An 18,621-nucleotide genomic window follows, 5' to 3' on the forward strand; every position below is an offset into this window, starting at 1 on the left:
CGCCGCAGGGGCGGCCCGGCCGGGTGCGAGGACCTGCTCTTCCGGCGGCACGGGTTCTGTGGATTCCGTGCATTGCCGCGGATTCGGCCTTGGCGTCGCTTCCCTTTCAGTTCGTCAATTGCCCGGTGCGTCACGGTCATGGAGCCGTCACGGTCATGGATCCGTGAGGGTTCATGGATCCGCGAGGGTTCATGGATCCATGACGGTTCATGGATACCGCCCCCACTGACCTCCGGCGGCCCCGCACCCGCACGCCGCGCCCGGGTCAGTGGACGCCGTCCCCCTCGTACACCACACGGGCGAATGCGCCGTTCCGCAGCGCGCTCGTGGGGACCATGACGCGGTCGAATGCGTCCCCGTAGGGCCAGAGGACGTCCCGCGAGAGCGTGAGGAGGTGGGTGTATTCCTCTTCCCTCTCCTCCATCAGCCAGCTGTCGATGTACGGCCAGCCGAATGCCTGGTCGGAGACGGACCAGCCGTCCTCTCTCCGGAATCCCAGGTCATGCCGGCAGTAGTCCCGCCACGCCTCGCTGAAGCGGTCCCGTATGAGCCGTTCGTACGGAGGGAACAGGTCGTTCTCGTCGAACTCGGGGTCGGCGCGGTAGTCGAGGGTCTCCAGGACCGGGTCCACCAGGTCGCCGTCGAAGGAGGGCAGGGTCAGGACCGGGGCGGCGTGCAGGGGGCGCCGGCCGAAGACTGTGGCGGGGGCCGGGGCCGGTATCTCCACCGCGCGCGCCGGATCGGCGAGGACGATGCGGCGGTCCGAATCGTCGTCGTACCCGTAGAGCGCCGGGAATTTCCCCGTCTTCTGCGCGAACCGGGGATCGTCCGCGTACTGCGGATCCGGCTGCGTGATGAAGATGTTGACCAGGCCGAGCGGGGTGGGCAGTTCCTCGCCGAGCCATGGGGCGAGTTCGTCGGTGTCCAGGACCGCGATCAGGCTCAGGGGTATGCCCGTCCCGTTTTCCGGCCAGGGCGTTCCAGGCTCCAGGAGGGCCGGGCCGCCCGCCCGGCAGCGGCCGGTCGGCGGGGCGTCGTCGCTCGCGGGCTTGAGCATGAACCCGCGTCTGGCCAGCGCGGCCAGCTGCGGGCCCAGATGCTCGCCCACGTGCTCGACGGCCAGCCTGCGGAGGTCCGCGAGCGCACTCTCGTAGTCCATGGGTCCATCTCAGCAGACGCCACTGACAACGCCCCCAAGTCCGGGTCCGGGCCGGACCTCAGGCGCCCCCGCCCGTCGGTTCGGGCGCCGGCTCCGGGCGGGCCTCCGGCTCCGCACCGGGCTTGGACGGGCTGGTGCCCAGTTCCTGGCCCCGCAGGAGCACCCATGCGGCGACGGCGGCGCCCAGCAGCACCACGGCGCTGACGCCCACGGCGATGTCGAAGCCGTTGACGAAGGCCTGCTGAGCGGCCTTCATCAGGGCCGAGGCCTGGCCGGCGGGGAGGTCCTTGGCGACTTCGACGGCGCCGCCGAGTGATTCGCGGGCGGCGTGGGCGGCATCCGCGGGGATCCCGGCGGGCACCTCGAAGCCACGGTAGATGCCGGTGACGATGGAGCCGAGCAGCGCGATGCCGAGCGCGGAGCCGAGTTCGTACGCCGTCTCGGAGACCGCGGAGGCGGCGCCCGCCTCTTCCTTGGGGACGCTGGAGAGGATCACATCGGCGGTGACGGTGAAGGAGAATCCGGCGCCGACGCCGACGACGAAGAGGATCAGGCCGATCGAGGCGGTGCCGGTGTCGGCGTGCAGGGTCGTGGAGCCGACGAGCGAGAGGCCAACCACCGCGAGGCCGCCGGCCACCACGAGGCGTACGGAGAGTCTGCGGGCGACAAAGCCGGCGGCGAGGCCGGCGCCCACCGCGCCGACCGCGGCGGGCAGTTCGGTGAGTCCGGCGTTCAGCGGCGAGCGGACCTGCACCATCTGCAGGAACTGGGAGAGGAAGAACACCAGCCCGGACAGACCGAGGATGGTCAGCAGATCGGCCAGTACCGCCCCGGAGAAGCCCCTGTGGTGGAAGAGCTTCATGTTGAGCAGGGGTGAGGCGAGGGTGAGCTGGCGGCGGACGAAGACGATGAGCGCGAGTGCGCCGATGAGGCCGGCGGCCAGGATGTCCCAGCGGTAGCCGTGTACCGCCGCTTCCTTGATGGCGTAGACGAGGCCGACGATGCCCACCAGGGACAGCGCGACGCTGGGGATGTCCCAGGGGCCGGGATCCGGATTACGTGATTCCGGGATCACCTTGATGCCGATGACCACCAGGAGCGCCATCACGGGCAGGTTGATGAGGAAGACCGAGCCCCACCAGAAGTGGCCGAGCAGAAAACCGCCGAGGACCGGGCCGACGGCGGTGCCCGCCGAGGCCATCGCGCCCCATATGCCGACCGCGAGACTGCGTTCCTTGGGGTCGTGGAACAGGTTGCGGATCAGCGCCAGGGTGGACGGCATCAGCGTCGCACCGGCCACGCCGAGCAGGGCGCGGGCGGCGATCATCATCTCCGGACTGGTGGAGTACGCGCAGACCGCCGACATCGCGCCGAACGCGAGGGAGCCGATCAGCAGGAGCTTCTTGCGGCCGATGCGGTCGCCGAGGCTGCCCATGGACACCAGCAGACCGGCGATGACGAAGGAGTAGATGTCACCGATCCACAGCAGCTGCGTGCCGGAGGGGCGCAGGTCCTCGCTGAGGAAGGGCGTGGCCAGGCCGAGGACCGTGGCGTCGACGCCGACCAGCAGGACGGCGAGGACGAGGACGGCGAGAGCGAGCCAGCGACCCGGGCGGGGCTGGTCGTCCACATGGGCCGAACCGGCCGGTCCTGACGCTATGGTCTCGGTCATTTCTCCATGCTCCGTCGGATGCCGCCGAGCAGCAGCTCGGCGATCGAGTGGTTGAGGTCGTTGCGGGCGACGCGCCCTTCGTGGACGGCCCAGGCGCCGGCGCCCATCAGGCCGTAGAAGGCCTCGGTGAGCCAGGCGGCGCTGAGGTCGATGCGGAAGTCGCCCTGTTCCTGGCCGCGGCGGAAGAGTGCATGGATACGGGCATCCAGGCGAGCCCAGCCCGCGTTGACCTCCTCGCCCTCGAAGAGCTGGTTCTCGGTGAACAGGAAGGCCAGCACGCCGGCGACCTGTTCGGCCTCGGTGATCAGTCGGCGCAGTGCGTCGCCGGCGGCGCCGCCGTCGAGCCGGGCCGCGTCCATCGCCCGGGTGAGCTGCTCGATGCCGAGCTGTTCGAGGGCTCGGATCAGCGCGTCGCGTCCCGCGAAGTGCCGGTGCAGGGTTGCCCGGCTGATGCCGGCGGCTCGGGCGATCTCGTCCATCGACGTCGTCGCCCGGCGGCTGAGCAGCGCGGCGGCTTGGGTGAGTACCTGTTCACGATCCAGGGCCATGAGACACAGAGTACCCGAATGAGACATCAATGTCTCACGTCCTGCTCTCAGGGCGAGCCGCCGGCCGGCCGGCTGCACCTCACCGGCACCGTTGAGCGACGGAGCACGACGACGGCGGCCCCCGCCCGTTCCCGGGCAGGGGCCGCCGTTCGCGTCCGTGCGCTACTTCTGCTTGGCCGTGGCCCAGGCCTGCTGCACCGCCAGGTCGGACTTCAGCTCGGCGAGCTGCGCCGCCACCGCGGAGGGGGCGGTGCCGCCGCGGCCGCTGCGCGAGGCCAGCGCGCCGGGCACGTTGAGGACGCTGCGGACCTCGGGCGTCAGATGCGGGGAGATCTTGGCGAACTGGTCATCGGTGAGCTGGTCCAGCTCGATGCCGTGCGCCTCGCACTCCTTGACGCACTCCCCCGCGACCTCGTGCGCCACCCGGAACGGCACGCCCTGCTTGACCAGCCATTCCGCGATGTCGGTGGCCAGCGAGAACCCGGCCGGAGCCAGCTCCTCCATGCGCTCCCGGTTGACGGTCAGCGTGGCCATCATGCCGGTGAACGCCGGAAGAAGTACCTCCAGTTGGTCGCAGGAGTCGAAGACCGGCTCCTTGTCCTCCTGGAGGTCGCGGTTGTAGGCGAGCGGGAGGGCCTTGAGGGTCGCCATCAGGCCCGTCAGATTGCCGATCAGGCGTCCCGACTTGCCCCGGGCCAGTTCCGCGATGTCCGGGTTCTTCTTCTGCGGCATGATCGACGAGCCGGTGGAGAAGGCATCGTGCAGCGTCACGAAGGAGAACTCCTTCGTGTTCCAGATGATGATCTCCTCGGCGATACGGGAGAGATTCACGCCGATCATCGCCGTGATGAAGGCGAATTCGGCGACGAAGTCCCGCGAGGCCGTGCCGTCGATGGAGTTACCGGCGGAACCGTGCTCGAAGCCGAGGTCCGCGGCGACCGCCTCCGGGTCGAGGCCGAGCGAGGAGCCGGCCAGCGCGCCCGAGCCGTACGGCGACACGGCGGTGCGGTCGTCCCACTGGCGCAGCCGCTCCGCGTCCCGGGAGAGGGACTGGACGTGGGCCAGCACATGGTGCGCGAACAGCACCGGCTGCGCGTGCTGAAGGTGCGTGCGGCCCGGCATCGCCACGTCCGGGTGCGCCTCGGCCAGGCCGATCAGCGCCTCCTGGAGGTCGGCGATCAGACCGCCGATGATCCGGGCATGGTCGCGCAGATACATCCGGAAGAGCGTGGCCACCTGGTCGTTACGGGACCGGCCGGCCCGCAGCTTGCCGCCGAGGTCCGGGCCGAGCCGCTCCAGCAGCCCGCGCTCCAGGGCGGTGTGCACGTCCTCGTCGGCAACGGTGCCGGTGAACGAGCCGTCGGCGACATCGGCCTCGAGCCGGTCGAGCCCGGAGATCATCCGCTCGAGTTCGTCCGCCGTCAGCAGCCCGGCCTTGTGCAGCACCCGGGCGTGCGCGCGGGAGCCGGCGATGTCGTACGGGGCCAGCCGCCAGTCGAAGTGGACGGACGCCGACAGTTGGGCCAGGGCCTCTGCCGGGCCGGCGGCGAAACGGCCGCCCCAGAGCCGGACGTCACCGCTGTTGCTGCTCACTGCTGCTCCTCGGAGGGGTGGTGATGTGCCACCGCCTCGTCACCGAGAGGGCGAGGAGGCGGTCGTCGTACGAAGGTAACGAGAGGGGCTCAGGCCAGGTCGCGCTTGGCCGCAATCTTGCTGGACATGCCGAAGAGCTCGATGAAGCCCTTCGAGAGCGACTGGTCGAAGGTGTCGCCGGTGTCGTACGTCGCCAGGTTGAAGTCGTACAGCGACTGGTCGGACTTCCGGCCGGTGACGACCGCACGGCCACCGTGCAGGGTCATCCGGATGTCGCCGGAGACGGCCTGGTTCGCCTCGTTGATGAAGCCCTCCAGGGCCCGCTTGAGCGGGGAGAACCACAGGCCGTCGTAGACCAGCTCGCCCCAGCGCTGCTCGACCTGCCGCTTGTAGCGGGCCAGTTCGCGCTCGACGGTGACGTTCTCCAGCTCCTGGTGCGCGGTGATCAGCGCAATGGCGCCGGGCGCCTCGTACACCTCGCGGGACTTGATGCCGACGAGGCGGTCCTCGACCATGTCGATCCGGCCGATGCCCTGGGCGCCGGCCCGCTGGTTGAGCTCCTGGATGGCCTCCAGGACGGTGACCTTCTTGCCGTCGATGGCGACCGGGACACCCTGCTCGAAGCTGATGACGACCTCGTCGGCCTCGCGCTGCGTGGCCGGGTTCTGGGTGTACTCGTAGACGTCCTCGATCGGGGCGTTCCAGATGTCCTCGAGGAAGCCCGTCTCGACGGCACGCCCGAAGACGTTCTGGTCGATGGAGTACGGCGACTTCTTGGTGGTCGCGATCGGGAGGTTGTTGGCCTCGCAGAAGGCGATGGCCTTGTCCCGGGTCATGGCGTAGTCACGGACCGGAGCGATGCACTTCAGGTCGGGGGCGAGGGAGGAAATACCGGCCTCGAACCGGACCTGGTCGTTGCCCTTGCCGGTGCAGCCGTGGGCGACGGTGGTGGCGCCGTGCTTCTTGGCGGCGGCGACGAGGTGCTTGACGATCGTCGGCCGCGAGAGCGCGGAGACCAGCGGGTAGCGGTCCATGTACAGCGCATTGGCCTTGATCGCCGGGAGGCAGTACTCATCGGCGAACTCGTCCTTGGCGTCCGCGACCTCGGCTTCCACGGCACCACAGGCGAGGGCGCGCTCGCGGATGACCTCCAGGTCCTCGCCGCCCTGGCCGACGTCCACGGCAACGGCGATGACCTCGGCGCCCGTCTCCTCGGCGATCCAGCCGATGCAGACAGAGGTGTCCAGTCCCCCCGAATAGGCGAGTACGACGCGCTCGGTCACGGGATTCTCCTTACAGTGCATACGCTGATGAGCATAAGTATGCACTCCACCGTATGTTTCGTCAACGCTTCGACGAATGCCCAGGTCAGCGACGTACGGGCAAGGCGTTGCGGAAGCTCAGTCGCCCGTACGGAGGACATCGACGAGCACGGTCACATGACTCAGCCCCACCTCCTTCGTCGCGGTGAGCAGCGTCAGCGGGCCGTCCGCCGCCAGCTCCCGCAGCCGCGCCAGCGCGGCCTGCGCCGCCTCCTGCGCCAGCTCGCCCCGATAGCGCTCGGCGAACCGTTCGAAGCGCTCGCCCTCGTGGCGGTACCAGCGCCGCAGCTCCGACGAGGGGGCCGCGTCCTTGCACCACTCGGTCAGCAGCGCGTCCGCCTTGGACAGCCCGCGCGGCCACAGCCGGTCCACCAGCACCCGGGCACCGTCGGCCGGCTCCGGAGGTTCGTACACCCGGCGCACCCGGATATCGGCATGTGGGAACATTCCGGCCATACTCCATCCAAACACGGGCGAGACGGGCCTGCTCGGACGCCCGGAAGCGGCCGGAAAGCGGCCGGAAGGGGACCCGCTTTGGATTCATGGCCGGGGACAGGGTATTTTTCTTCTGCACGCCCCGACCGGGAAGTTTCCGGCCGGTACGGGCAACCGGGACGTGGCGCAGCTTGGTAGCGCACTTGACTGGGGGTCAAGGGGTCGCAGGTTCAAATCCTGTCGTCCCGACAACGAAAAGTCGGATATCAGCCCAGGTCAGGGGCCCTGTTTCGCTTCGGCGAGGCAGGGCCCCTGGTCGTTTGTACGGGCCGTTGTGCCGGCCTCTGGGGCACCACCCGCCGTGGATCATGCCCACGGCTTCACGTTCCCGCGGTGACCTCCGCCTGGCAGAGCGGGCACCGGTCCTTGCCGTCCCACTCGTCCCATCCGAACGCCGCGGGGGAAAAGGACTGGCCCTCCAGCTCTTTGCGTACCGCGACCCGGTAGGTCCAGACCGTGCCGAGGTAGGGGTGATAGGCATGGTGGAAGGCCGGTGAGGTGGGCGAGGCACCTGCGGCGACGGCGCGTTGCAGGGCGCGGAGTTGCTCGAACATCGCCTGCCCGGCGCCGGCGACGGAGGTGGTGGCGTCGATGAACAGCCTTTCGCGCACTTCGTAGATCCCGGCATCGCTCAGTGCCGCGCGGGTGGCCGCCTCGAGGTCGGCTTCGGCGTCCGGAGCCTGGGCGATCTGACGTAACCGGGTGTGGCAGGCCCCTGCGGCCGCGATGAACTCGATGTACACCGCCCGTCGCCGTGCCTCCACCCCGTGGTCCTGCTCGCGGCGATTGCGCAGGTAGTCGGCCAGGACGGTGCCGGTGATGGCGATGGAGCCACCACTGACCGTCGCGACGAGCGTCCCCCAGTCCACGTCTTCCTCCCGTAGCGATCGTGTCGGGTAATGATCGTGTCCGGCGACGATCGCGATGTCGACGTCGGGAATTGCCGACGTCCGGAATTGAGGGGTCACTGGCCCGGAAGGACAGGGAAGTGCGGTTCCGGCCCTCCTTGTTGGGTGCCCTCCCAGGCCAGTCCCACCTGTGCCAGCGACTCCCACGCGCTCGCCCCCTCGGCCACGGCCTCGACGTCGAAGACGCTGATCGACGGTGTGTACCCGATGACTTCCAGCGCTTTCTTCGGATCGCCCAGTCGGCGCTGCATCGCCTCGAGGGAGTCCCAGAGATAGACAGCGCCCCAGATCTGGCGTTCCGGATGGGAGAACCACACTTTCCAGCGCATGCCCTCGACACCTTGGAACGCGTCGATCGCCGTGCGCCTGAGGTAGTCGCGCAGGCTCTCCACGGACTGCTCCGAACTGGTCAGATTCCAGACGGCGAACATGACGTACATGGCTCTCCCGGGGCAGTGCGGATCCGGCCAGGACCGTTACGGAAAGGGATGCGGATGGGGGTTGATCTCGTCCGGTCGGAGCGGTCCTGCCCGGTAACCCAGGCGGTGGGGGACCTCGAGGAGGCGGCGCAGCCCGTGGACGCGGCGGTATGCGTGGCCGAAGGTCATCGACAAGGTGCCGGGAATCAGTGTTTTGACGCAGCGGTAGCCGCCGACCGCGTGCTCCGGGGTGGTCTGGTCGACCACGACGACGTCAAGTCCCGAGGAGACAAAGCGTCCCGCCAGCTCCGCCAGATCGTCGGTCAGGTCGTCGTTGCGGATCCGGGCGCCGGGAAAGCAGTCGGCAAAGGCGCGGTGTTCGTCCGAGGCCAGCAGGAAATCGAAGCGGTCGAAGACGTCCGGATGCCCGTAGAGCAGTTCGTGGTGTGCCATCTCCGTCACCTGCCAGGGGTCCCGGGCCATGAGTGCCGCCCGGTCCCGCTCCACGCCCTGGCGCGCAATGCTGGAGACGATCATGGGTCCGAGCTCGGCGAGCGCATTCGCCACCGCCCGTTCCGGATCGAGATGCGCTCCGGCCGCGCAGATCGCCCGCGGATGTCCGGGGCGTTGTGCGGTGTCCACCGCCATGGCCCAGACACTGGGCACGCCCTCTTCCAGAGTGGTGTCGAACGCCATGACCTGATAGCCGGTTTCCGCCGCTATCACCTCGGCGAGCAACGGCACCTGCGGGTCCCGCGCGGTGGCGAGATCCAGCCGGGGCACGGGCATCTGTGCGTACCAGGTCAGAAGGAAGGCGTCGCGTTCGGCCACTTCGAGGATGCCGTGCAGGACTGCCTCCTCCAGGCTCGCGCCCAGGGCACAGCCGTTGGAGATTTCATAGACGAATCCCGGGTCCGGGGAGCGGTACCGCGTCCGGTAATACGCACACGATTCGGGGACGAGGACGGGGCCCTGCCGCCGGAAGGAATAGCCCCAGACCCAGTCGTACGGCGTGTCCGGGGTGAACGGGCGGAGCCGGAAATCGGGCCGGCGGTAATGGGCCTTCGGGTGCAGCCCGAGGGTGCGCGGGTCGAGGGCCCGGTCGGCGATCTCGCGGTAGGCGGCGCGGACCGCGGTGCGGACGCCGCCGGGGAGCCCACCGCCGTATCGCTCCAGTGCTTCAAGGACCGCCGTCGTCCGGCTCGTCCGGTAGTTGCGGCTCCGGCCGAAGCCGTTCTCGGGAGCCTGCGATCCGCGGACGCCCAGCGGAGCGACCGCGGTGGCCACGCCGCCGTCCGACCCGGTGCGCAGAGCACGGATCAGGCCGGCCTCGCCGTCCACGTAGGTCTCGGCCAGCGCGTCCAGGTCGACCTCGCCGAGGCGGTAGGTACCGGGGGCGGGTTTGGGACGGGGCACGAATCCGAGCGTGCCGCGCTCTGCGGAGTCGTCGGGCAGTCGGCCGCAGACACCGCACCAGGGGTCGGGGAGGAAGCGATGGGCGGATACGGCCAAGGTGTCGAGCGGGATGCGCAGCAACGCGCCGTGGGTCCGGCCGCTCCCGCCGTCCCGCGCGCTGTCCGCCTCGTCGGCGACGAGAGCGGCCGCCACCTCGCAGGCGAGCGGGGTCAGCAAGGGCGAGCTCCGTACGGCGAGTGCCTCCGCGTGCCGTTCCCGTACGGCCCGGTGGCCTTCCGCGTGGTCACGGGCGCGGTCGCGGCGGATTTCCGCGCACCGCACACACGCCTGCTCGCCCGGCCGCTCCAGCGGGCCGATGATCACCGTGTCGTATTCGGTGCGGACCGGCAGCCAGGGCACGGCCCGTCCGGTGCATGCGGCGCGTACGGCGTCGTAGGAACGCGTGTCCCAGCCGTCGGTCGCGACAACGACGAGATCGGTGAGATCGGTGAGATCGGTGAGATCGCTCCGGGGAAGGGAAGTGCCCGGCAGGGACGCGATGTTGACGACCTCGTGCTGCGGTGTGCCGGTCCGGAGGGCCTGCCCGACGGCGTCGGCCAGGCTTCCCTCGCCCACCAGGGCCACGGTCATCGGGCTAGTCATGAGTGAGTACCACGTGCAGAAGATGGGGCATGGTACGGGCTGCCTCCCTGTCATGGTCGAGCGGGACGGCCACGGCCCTCAGGCCGTACCCGCGCAGGTTCTTCACCACCGTGTCCAGGGGGACCGCCGGCCGGATCGACGCGGTACGGCTGCTGTCGCGGAGCCTCGGCGGCAGCGCGGGAACCGGGGCGGGGGCGCACTCGGGGCGTGCGCTGACCCGCGCCTGATGGTCCAGCAGCAGCTGCGCCAGGCCATCGGCCAGTGCGCGGTCGGGCGTGAGGGAGCCGGCGTACGCGATCGTGCGGTCACCCGAGCCGAACGCGTAACTGGGCACGCCCAGAGGGCCGGTGAGGTCGTGGATCCAGCAGGGTTCGCCGATGACCGTCAGCAGGCGGTGGTACCTGCGGGCGGCTTCGGAGGGGCCCTCGCCGGTGCCGGTGAGGAGGGAGGTGAGGTCGAGCCGTGGGAACGCCGTCGTCCCCGTCAGCGCGTTCCCGACGGTGCGTTCCCCGCAGCTGCCGGCGAGGCCCGTTTCGAGCGCCTCCTGCCAGCTCAGACCGGCGGCCACCCCTGCGGGCACCCGGAAGGGGGCGGGCGTGCGACGGAGGGCCGGGAAGACCCGCTCCGCCGCCACCCGGTGCACGCTGCCGTCGCCGAGGTCGTACCCCAGGAGCTCCCCGTCCCGGGCACGCCGGGGGTCGAACACGAGTGACCCGTAGGCGGCGAATCCGCGGCGCGCCGCATCGAGGCGTGCGGCGGCGAAATCCGGTCCCGTACCTGTGACGACAAGGGGCTCTGCCCCGAGCAGGCCGCAGGGGTCGCGGACCGTCGATTGGGCCACGCGCAGGGGGAGTTGGGGGAGATCCCCTTCGGATACGTCGCCGAGCATCCCGGTCACGGGATCCACGCCGGCCACCGCGCGCCGGGAGAACTCGTCCTCCGTCAGGGCACCGGAATCGCGCCGCCGTGCGACGGCTGCGAGCAGGTCTGCCGGGGTGTCCGGTGCGGCGGGGGTGGCGTAGGGGTGAGGGACGTAGCGATGGGCGGTGGCCTCCAGTGTCGTCGGGTCGATCCGGACGAGGGGGGCCGGTGCGGCGCCGGCCGGGGAGTCGGGGCCGTCTGCGGCCGGGGAGTCCGGTCCGTCCCCGGCCGGTGGCTCGGCGAGGAAGGCGGTCACGTCCCTGGCCAGCTGCGCCGCGGCGAGTGTGCGGACGGCGCCGCGCAGGGACACCTCCTCCAGGCGCTCGACGGGGTGCGGCGGCCACTCGTGCGGAAGCTCCACCCGCCACCACGCCGCGGCCCATGCCCCGGCGGCCGCCGGTACCGCGGTGGGGGCCCGCCAGACCGCGCCCCGGTCCGCCACCAGGCATGCCATGGGGACGGCAGCCCCCGCGCACCACCCTTCCAGCGCACGGATCCGCTCCGGATCCGGACGGTCGGCCACGTACACCACCGCGTGGGTGCCGTCCGGCGGCCGGGCGGCGTCCTCCCCGTCGTCGACGCCCTCCTCGGCGTCGGCGTCATCGTCGGCGTCGGCGTCATCGTCGGCGTCGGCGTCATCGCCGGTGCGTACCTCGAAGCCGGCGCAGGTGAGCATGCGTACGGCGGCTTCGTACAGGGCGCCCGAGCCCGCCAGCAGACACACCGGCTTCTCGGGCGGCCGGTGCCCGGCGGGCTCGTCCACGCGGACGGCGAGTCCTCTGGCGAGCAGGGCCCGTGCCAGCTGTTCCACCAGGGCGCGGCGCTGCTCCGGCATCCCTGCGGTCAGTTCCGCGAGCGTACGCGTCCCGTCCAGACGGGGCGCCAGGCGCTCGATCCACTGGTGGACGGACGCACCGGCGAAGCGGACCGGCCCGTCGGGTGTCAGCGCGAAGGCGCCGTCGGGCACCGGTGCGACATACACGTCGTCCCGCATACGCAGCCTCATCTTTGCGCCGCCTCCCGGCTGCCCAGCAGGAATTCTCCGACGCTGGATTCGGCGAACATGTCGAGTCCCGTCGCGGCCGTGAAGGCCTCGGAGTCGCCGGCGCCCAGGGCGCACGGTGCGAGCCCCATAGCGGTGGCCACGGAATACATCACCTGGGTGAGAACGCCGACGTGTTTGAGCGCCAGGGCATACGCCATGGCCTCGTACTTGGCCATGAGCCGTCCGAATCGCGCGGACATCACCAGAAGGACCTGGGGCGGCTCCTGCATTCCCCCCGACCGGGCCCCCGTGGCCAGCATGCGCTGCACCTCGGGGGTCATGCCGGACAGCGATTCCAGTTGATGCGCGAAAGGGTCGTAGTGGTACAGCCCCGCCGCCAGCCCTTTCATATGCCGTACGACGGGATAGATCTCGAGTTCATATCGCGCACCGCCCGCCGGGTACGGGCGGAATGCCGGGCCGGCCCCCTCGCGCTTTCGGACGCCGGCACACCGGTAGAGGAATTCTCCGAGCTGGTCGACGGAGAGCGGGGCGGCATCGTCGTGCGTCCGCAGGGTTCGCCGGTCTTCCAGGACTGCGGTGAGCGTGCGATCGGTGTTCCGGAGTGTGTCGAGAGCGGGGCGGGGGAGGGATATGCGCGGCCCCGGGAAAGGGGGGTGCTGTTCGGGCGGTTCGTCGAATTTCCCGTGGCTCCACCAGGTTCCGCCGAATCCGGCCGCGGAATCCGGCCGGCCGCCCAGCCTGCTGCGGGTGTGGAACCACAGTTCGTGGGGGCTCCACTGCCGCAGGCGCAGGTCGGTCTCTTCCGGGTCCTGGTCCCCCACCAGGAATCCCTGCCGCCACAGTTCGTCGGCGAGCGGACCTGGGGCTCGGCTGCCGGACAGCACCGCGAACAGTGCGCTCCGGCCGCCGTCGTGCACCCGCACCGTGCAGGAGGACCGTGGCGACTCCAGCAGCAGGTCCCCCTCCTCGTGGCGCAGCACGGCGAAGCGCGAGAGGACCGGCCGGTCCGGGCGGGCCGCCGGCTGCGGGGTGTCCGGTCGGCCGGTGGGGCACACCGTCCAGAGCGGGCGTTCGCCTTCGCAGGCGGTACGCCGCAGCCAGCCGTCCGCCAGCAGCAGGTTCAGCAGCCTGGTGACGGGTTCCGGTGCGTCGGTGCCGTCGTACGAGCGGGCCCGGTCGATCAGGTCGGCGCGGCGTGCGGGTCCGTCGGCCAGGCGCTCGATGACCGCGAGGTGGCCCGGACGCAGCCGGCCGAGGCGGCGGCTACGCGGCCAGGCCACCAGGTGATGCGTGCCGCGCGAGTCCTCGGCGCGATGGACGCCGCCCCGTAACGACAGCAGCTCGTCCGGTGACGCGGCGCGTTCCGTGTCGGTCACCGGGCCACCTTCCGCACCCAGGCACGGACCAGTTCCTCCGATGAGATTCCGGAGAATTCCTCGCCGGCACTCGCGGCCAGATGGCAGAGGAGAAAGCGCTCTTCGGGACTGACGCCCAGGCGGGTCAGCTGGAGATAGGTGAGATTGAGCAGCAGCCGGTAGCGGGTGAATCCCGGTGCCCGCAGCAGAGCGAGTGCGTCGTCCGGCTCCAGCGTGCGATGGAACGGGCTCTGTGCGGGGAGCAGCGGGCCGTACAGATCGCGGCCCGCCGCTTCGAACAGCGGCGCTTCGGCGGCGGCCAGGTCCCCTGCATGAGCGGCATACGGTGTCAGCAGGTCCACCCATGCGCGGACGAACGGAACGGTGTCCCGTTCGCCGTCCACCGTGGCGATGACCTCACGCAGACGGGCGTTCAACGGTGCCGCGTGGCGCCGGTAATGGCGTTCCCAGCTCTCGCGGCGCCCGGCGCCCTCCGCCCCGTTGGTGAGAAATGCCTCGGCGTGGGAGCGAAAGGAAACGAATCCCGCGGCGCCCGCTCCGGACAGTCCATGGGCCGTGGCCACCATGAGATCAAAGGCGACGCCGAGCCGCTGCCCGCCCTGGCGTACCTGCTCGGTCATCGAGAACGCCGACGGAGTGGCGGCGACATGGAATTCCGTCAGCACCTCTGCCAGCTCTTTCGACCGGAGCACATCGGCTCGTAGGTCGTAGGGCGCCACACACAGCGAATTGTCGGACCGCCAAGGCTCCAACGGACCCTGCTCGCCTTCCAGTTCCGCCAGTCGCCGGTGCATCGGGAGAAAGGCCGCCGGATCCAGACGGGTCGTGGAGGGATGCTTTTCCAGGAACCCGCCCATCACCTCGAGTGCGGTGGGCAACACCGTCCGGGAGAAAAGCTCCTTGGACGTACGGAAGTTGAGCCGCAGATGCGGGCCGAGTCGCCAATGCGGCATGTAGTACGCCGCGCCGTGTGCTCGCACCCTGTCGAAGAGCGGCCGGACGGCGTCCAGTACCAGCCGGTCCTTGACGGGGTCGTTGTAACGGACGTGCACGCTGTACCAGTCCATGGGGCTCACACTCCTTCCGGCGCCCGTGCCGCCTCGGATATCGCGCGCACCGCGAGATACCGGACATAGGTTTCCTGCTCCAGCTGCACTCCGAGCCGGTTGCACAGCAAATGGGCGCAGGCATCCAGAACCCGCCAGGGGGCCGTTACGGAGTCATTCAGCCTGCGTACCGAATGGGCCCAGCGCCCCAGCGTTCCTTGTTCCGGTACCTCGTCCCGGCGCAGGACAAGCGAGCGCATCGACCGCAGAAGTCCGGTGAGTGCTGCCCGCTGCCGTTCATAGCGGTCCGCGTGGTCCGGCCCGTACCGGTCGGCCCCGTCGCTCAACTGCTCTTTTTCCAGCCGGGCCGGGTCGCTTTCGCAGGTGAACCAGGCGAGCAGCAGCATGCAGTACGCGGCGGTCTGCCGTTCCTTTGGGCTTGCCCCCGCCCGCAGCACCGTCAGCGCGATCTGGCTCGATTCGGCGAAATGCCGCTCGACCGCTGCCATGTTCCGGCCGGAACCGTAACGCCGGTATTCGGGGCGATAAGCCAGGAACTGCACCGAGTCGAGCGGGTACATACGCGGCTCGTAGGCCGTCATCCTTTCCCGCGCGGCCAAAATCGTTGCCTGCTCGGCATAGTGCCGCTCGTCAAGGAACGGTTCCGACGGGTGCCGGCGGAACCAGGCCTCGCATGCGCCGGTTATTTCGCCGCGCACCTCTTCCCGGCGCTCCGGGTCCGGCACCGCCACCCGCAGCCGTATATGCGGTCCGCCGTCCCAGTAGCGCAGGAAGAACGACGCATCGGCCGGCCCGCTGCTCGCCCGCAGGCGCTCGGTCAGCGGGTGGAGTGCGTCCAGGATCAGTGCGTCCGTATCCCCCTGGTGGAAGATGTGGGCGCTGACCCAACGGGTCTCAGCCACGGTCTCCCTCTCCGTCGTTCCGCCGCGTCAGTTCCACCGCGAATTCCGTCACGCGCGCCGATTCCCCCTCCGTGCGCAGTGCGTCCTCGGGCGCGGGTCGCGGCTCCTCGAAAACCATTACTCCACGGCAGCCCGTGGCCATCCGCGTGAAGGTCCGGACGTGGAGCGCGGACGCGAAATCCACATAGACCGGTTTGTGTCCGCCCTGCAGCAGCCAGCGCGCCACCTCGCCCTCGCCCTCGGACGGCGGGTCCAGCGCTCGTACGAAACCACGAGGGGGAATTCCCTCGTCCCGCAGCCAGCCGGCGAGCCGCAGCAGATAGCGGCCGGGGGTCTCCCCTTTCGCGGGGAGCGGCACGTCGTCCGCAGCCACGACCCACCGCGCGCGGCGAATAGTGACCCTGCCGACTTCCAGACGGGGAAGAAAACTCACTCCTTCCGGCTGAGACGCCCCCGGTTCCCCCGCTCCGGATTCGGTGGGAAGGAGAAAGGAAACGCCCGGTACGAGGACGGCATGGGCACCGAAGCCGTTGGCCAGCAGCCGTGCCACCGGAGGAAGGAACGGCTCGGCGACCAGCCCCAGATGGACGGGGTGGACGCGCTTTCCGAGCCGCTGCGAGTACAGATGCAGCAGACCGGCCGCCGGGGCCGTGGGGTCTGCCGGGTCTGCCGGGTCCGGTGCGGCGACCAGGTCCCCGATGTCGAGCTGCCGGTCGGATGGCCGGTCACTGAGCGCACCGGGATAGCAGATCTCGTACGGGAGACTCGGCCGGCGCACATTCAGCCCGCTCCCGAAAGCGGCGCCGATTTCGGCGAGCAGGGGTTCTGTACCTGGTTCCGCCCCCGGTTCGTCGGCCATTTCGGCGGGCAGTGGGGCCGCTCCCGCCTGCTCGCCGATCGCCGCGAGTCTCGCCCGCGTACGGCCGTGTCCGGTCATCGCCCCGTTCACGACGAGGCGCAGGCCGACGCGTTCGTCTCTCCCTTCGCCGTCACCTTCGGCGAGAATTTGCACATAGCACGTCATGGATTCCGGTTCCTGAATCCACGACGGAAGCCGCTCGACGAATTCCCGCAGGGCCTGGGGGTCGGTCCTGACGACCGTGCCGCCGGCGGTGTCCCCGGTGACCATCGCCACCGATTCATCGATGAGCCGGCCGAGTTCCTGGATACGCGGCAGCGGACAGTCGGCGAGCGCGGACCGCAACGCATGCCAGCGGGGTTTGAGGAGCGCCTGGAGATCCACGTCTTTCAGATAGGTGGGTTCGGCGAGCTCTTCCTGTACGGCACGGTGCAATTGCAGAACCGGAACTCGGGATCCCGGCTCGAAGCGCCGGTGGTACAGCTCGGACAACACGATACGCAAAGGCAGTGCGGGGTCGAAGAGGCCCAGCCAGCGCCGGAGAACGTCCAGGTCGTCGAGAGCGGACCGCCAGGCATCGACGGCCACTTCCGCCACCGTCCCGGTATACACCGCATTCTCGTGAAACAGGACCTTGTCCGGTATCGACTCCGACCGCCAGAGAGGCCGGAGCTGCTCCCCCAGGTCATCAAGTGCACCACGCATTGCGGCACGTTGGCGCCGGCCGCTGCCGGTATCGGCGGGGTCCAACGGGATGCGCACCTCGCCCCGCAGCCGGGCCAGGCTCTTCACCAGTCCGGCCGAGTCGTCCGGAGTCTTTTCGCCGAGCCATTCCGCAATATCGCCGAAGGGGTCCGTGGACTGATCGGGAACCGGCACATGAAGTTCGAGAAGCCCCGCATGTGAGAGCTTCGTCAGGAACGTGCGGATGGTCTCCGGCGGACGCCCGGAACGCCGCTCCAGCTCCCCCCACAGTGCCTTGAGGGAGCAGGGGGCCGTCTCCCGGACGATGCGCAGGCATTCCGCAAGCGTCGGAGTTTCCGGCAGCGAGACGATGGGCTCACCGGAGCCACCGCTCAGAAAGCTGACCGTCCCGGAATCCATGGTCGCACTGGGATTGACCCGGACGAGGTGTTCCGGCATCAACAGCGGGTCCCGGGCCAGCGATTCCTTGACGCTCCCCAGGACCGCGCCGCTGAGATCGACGACGCTGCGCACATCTCCCGGGTCCAGGAACCGTACGGCGGCGCCTGCAGGCGCCCAGGAGCCGAACCCGCTGATGGTGAACGTGCTGTAAGGACTGGTCCGGGTGGCCGCCCTCGTCAGATATTCGGCAAGGCGGGCAAGGGTCTGGGGGCGCAGCCTCAGCTCGGGGTCGGCAAGCCACTTCTCCAGTTCCTTCGAAAGGACCGGGCTGGCGAGGGACAGCGCGTGCCGATAGTTCTCGTCGTGTACCGCGGCGCGTAATTCTTGTGTCCGTGCCCGCTGTTCGGCCGGCAGCAGTTCCTCGAGTTCGGCGGTCATGCGCTGCTGACGCACCAGGGTGTCGAGAAAGGCGATGACCCGTTCGCGGGTGGCGGCGGCCAGAAAGCCGGAAACGGCGTCGTTCCAGGCCCGCTCGGCGGGAATGCGCTGCTTGTAGAGATCTCTCCGGAGTGCCACCAGGCCGGGCCTCAGCGCGGCAGCCCCGTCATCGATCTTTCCGATCTCTTCGTGCAGCAGATCCGAGAGCGCGGCGCTCTCCGTTGTCAGCCGGTCGCGCTGGTCCAGGATTCTGTGCACCAGATCCCAGGACCGTGAGCATCGCAGACTGTCCAGTACCGCCACCGGTACACCGGCGACCCGAAGAACAGGCGCCGGATTCAGCCGATATCCCGAGCCGGCCGCAGAGAGTTCCCCCACAGAAATTCCCCTCGTCCCCGAGTTTCGGACAATCCGTCTGCACGGACTGTCCCGTAATGCGGCACTGCCGTCGGGACATGTCCCGACGGCAGCGGAACTGCATCAGACGGAACAGCCACTGCAGTTGGTGCCGACGGAAGAACCGCACGGGCTGGAGGCCCCGGTCTCGGTCATGCCGTGACCCGCCGTCAGGGATTCGATGGTGATGCCGCTGTCGGTCAGTTCGAAGACGTCCATGGGCAGGTCGTCGAAGTCGTAATCGACAGTGTCGGGCTTGTTCATGGGTCGTCCATCCTTGTGGTTGGAGTTACAGAACGTGCCTTGCGTGACCTATCCCACAGTGGATGCACCAGAGACTCCAGGCGCCGATCCGCCATAAAGATCGTTCCGCCCATTGCGTCATTTTGTAGA

15 protein-coding genes and 1 tRNA gene are annotated in these 18,621 nt (G+C 69.5%); 1 reads left to right on the top strand and 15 read right to left on the bottom strand.

The genetic code is table 11. The features are described from left to right. Positions 1-265: 265 nt before the first annotated feature. From AB0D04_RS23070 to AB0D04_RS23095, 6 genes are all read right to left on the bottom strand, one after another. Entirely contained in the window at positions 266-1,159 is an 894-nt protein-coding gene (locus tag AB0D04_RS23070; protein ID WP_362706332.1) for a DUF1963 domain-containing protein, read from the bottom strand. 58 nt (positions 1,160-1,217) lie between these two features. Then, positions 1,218-2,831 carry an MFS transporter gene (locus AB0D04_RS23075; RefSeq protein ID WP_362706335.1) on the bottom strand — a complete coding sequence of 538 codons (1,614 nt, stop codon included), beginning with the start codon at positions 2,829-2,831 and terminating at the stop codon, positions 1,218-1,220. Beyond that, the gene (locus AB0D04_RS23080) at positions 2,828-3,379 is read right to left on the bottom strand and encodes a helix-turn-helix domain-containing protein (protein ID WP_362706338.1); all 552 of its coding nucleotides are present in this window, start codon (positions 3,377-3,379) and stop codon (positions 2,828-2,830) included. Before AB0D04_RS23080 ends, AB0D04_RS23075 begins: the two co-directional genes overlap by 4 nt. Before the next feature lie 162 nt (positions 3,380-3,541). Next, a complete protein-coding gene (argH, locus tag AB0D04_RS23085; protein ID WP_362706340.1) occupies positions 3,542-4,972 on the bottom strand; it encodes an argininosuccinate lyase in 1,431 nt (476 codons plus the stop codon). An 89-nt stretch (positions 4,973-5,061) separates the two neighbouring features. After that, positions 5,062-6,255 (bottom strand): argininosuccinate synthase, encoded by a 1,194-nt coding sequence (locus AB0D04_RS23090; protein WP_362706343.1) that lies wholly within the window; start codon positions 6,253-6,255, stop codon positions 5,062-5,064. A 117-nt stretch (positions 6,256-6,372) separates the two neighbouring features. Continuing rightward, the gene (locus AB0D04_RS23095; RefSeq protein WP_362706346.1) at positions 6,373-6,741 is read right to left on the bottom strand and encodes a DUF488 family protein; all 369 of its coding nucleotides are present in this window, start codon (positions 6,739-6,741) and stop codon (positions 6,373-6,375) included. A gap of 163 nt (positions 6,742-6,904) precedes the next feature. Here AB0D04_RS23095 and AB0D04_RS23100 point away from each other — a divergent pair. Further along, positions 6,905-6,978 (top strand) — tRNA-Pro (locus tag AB0D04_RS23100). A 131-nt stretch (positions 6,979-7,109) separates the two neighbouring features. Here AB0D04_RS23100 and AB0D04_RS23105 read toward each other — a convergent pair. The 9 genes from AB0D04_RS23105 to AB0D04_RS23145 form a co-directional block, all read right to left on the bottom strand. Next, positions 7,110-7,658 (bottom strand): CchlQ, encoded by a 549-nt coding sequence (locus AB0D04_RS23105; protein WP_362706349.1) that lies wholly within the window; start codon positions 7,656-7,658, stop codon positions 7,110-7,112. A gap of 95 nt (positions 7,659-7,753) precedes the next feature. Continuing rightward, entirely contained in the window at positions 7,754-8,137 is a 384-nt protein-coding gene (locus AB0D04_RS23110) for a hypothetical protein (RefSeq protein ID WP_362706351.1), read from the bottom strand. 36 nt (positions 8,138-8,173) lie between these two features. Then, complete coding sequence (locus AB0D04_RS23115; protein WP_362706354.1) at positions 8,174-10,174, bottom strand: TOMM precursor leader peptide-binding protein; 2,001 nt, start codon at positions 10,172-10,174, stop codon at positions 8,174-8,176. Then, complete coding sequence (locus tag AB0D04_RS23120) at positions 10,167-12,089, bottom strand: hypothetical protein (protein ID WP_362706357.1); 1,923 nt, start codon at positions 12,087-12,089, stop codon at positions 10,167-10,169. Before AB0D04_RS23120 ends, AB0D04_RS23115 begins: the two co-directional genes overlap by 8 nt. Positions 12,090-12,097: 8 nt before the next feature. Then, positions 12,098-13,480, bottom strand: coding sequence for a SagB family peptide dehydrogenase (locus tag AB0D04_RS23125; RefSeq protein ID WP_362706360.1), 1,383 nt, complete (start codon positions 13,478-13,480; stop codon positions 12,098-12,100). Next, positions 13,477-14,547 (bottom strand): thiopeptide maturation pyridine synthase, encoded by a 1,071-nt coding sequence (locus AB0D04_RS23130; protein WP_362706363.1) that lies wholly within the window; start codon positions 14,545-14,547, stop codon positions 13,477-13,479. Before AB0D04_RS23130 ends, AB0D04_RS23125 begins: the two co-directional genes overlap by 4 nt. A gap of 5 nt (positions 14,548-14,552) precedes the next feature. Next, a complete protein-coding gene (locus AB0D04_RS23135) occupies positions 14,553-15,449 on the bottom strand; it encodes a thiopeptide-type bacteriocin biosynthesis protein (protein WP_362706365.1) in 897 nt (298 codons plus the stop codon). Beyond that, positions 15,442-18,090 carry a lantibiotic dehydratase gene (locus tag AB0D04_RS23140; RefSeq protein WP_362706368.1) on the bottom strand — a complete coding sequence of 883 codons (2,649 nt, stop codon included), beginning with the start codon at positions 18,088-18,090 and terminating at the stop codon, positions 15,442-15,444. Before AB0D04_RS23140 ends, AB0D04_RS23135 begins: the two co-directional genes overlap by 8 nt. A 222-nt stretch (positions 18,091-18,312) precedes the next feature. Then, entirely contained in the window at positions 18,313-18,492 is a 180-nt protein-coding gene (locus tag AB0D04_RS23145; protein WP_362706371.1) for a thiomuracin/GE37468 family thiazolyl RiPP peptide, read from the bottom strand. Positions 18,493-18,621: the final 129 nt, after the last annotated feature.

The sequence above is a fragment of the Streptomyces sp. NPDC048483 genome (genome assembly GCF_040651455.1).
Classification (GTDB): Bacteria; Actinomycetota; Actinomycetes; order Streptomycetales; family Streptomycetaceae; genus Streptomyces.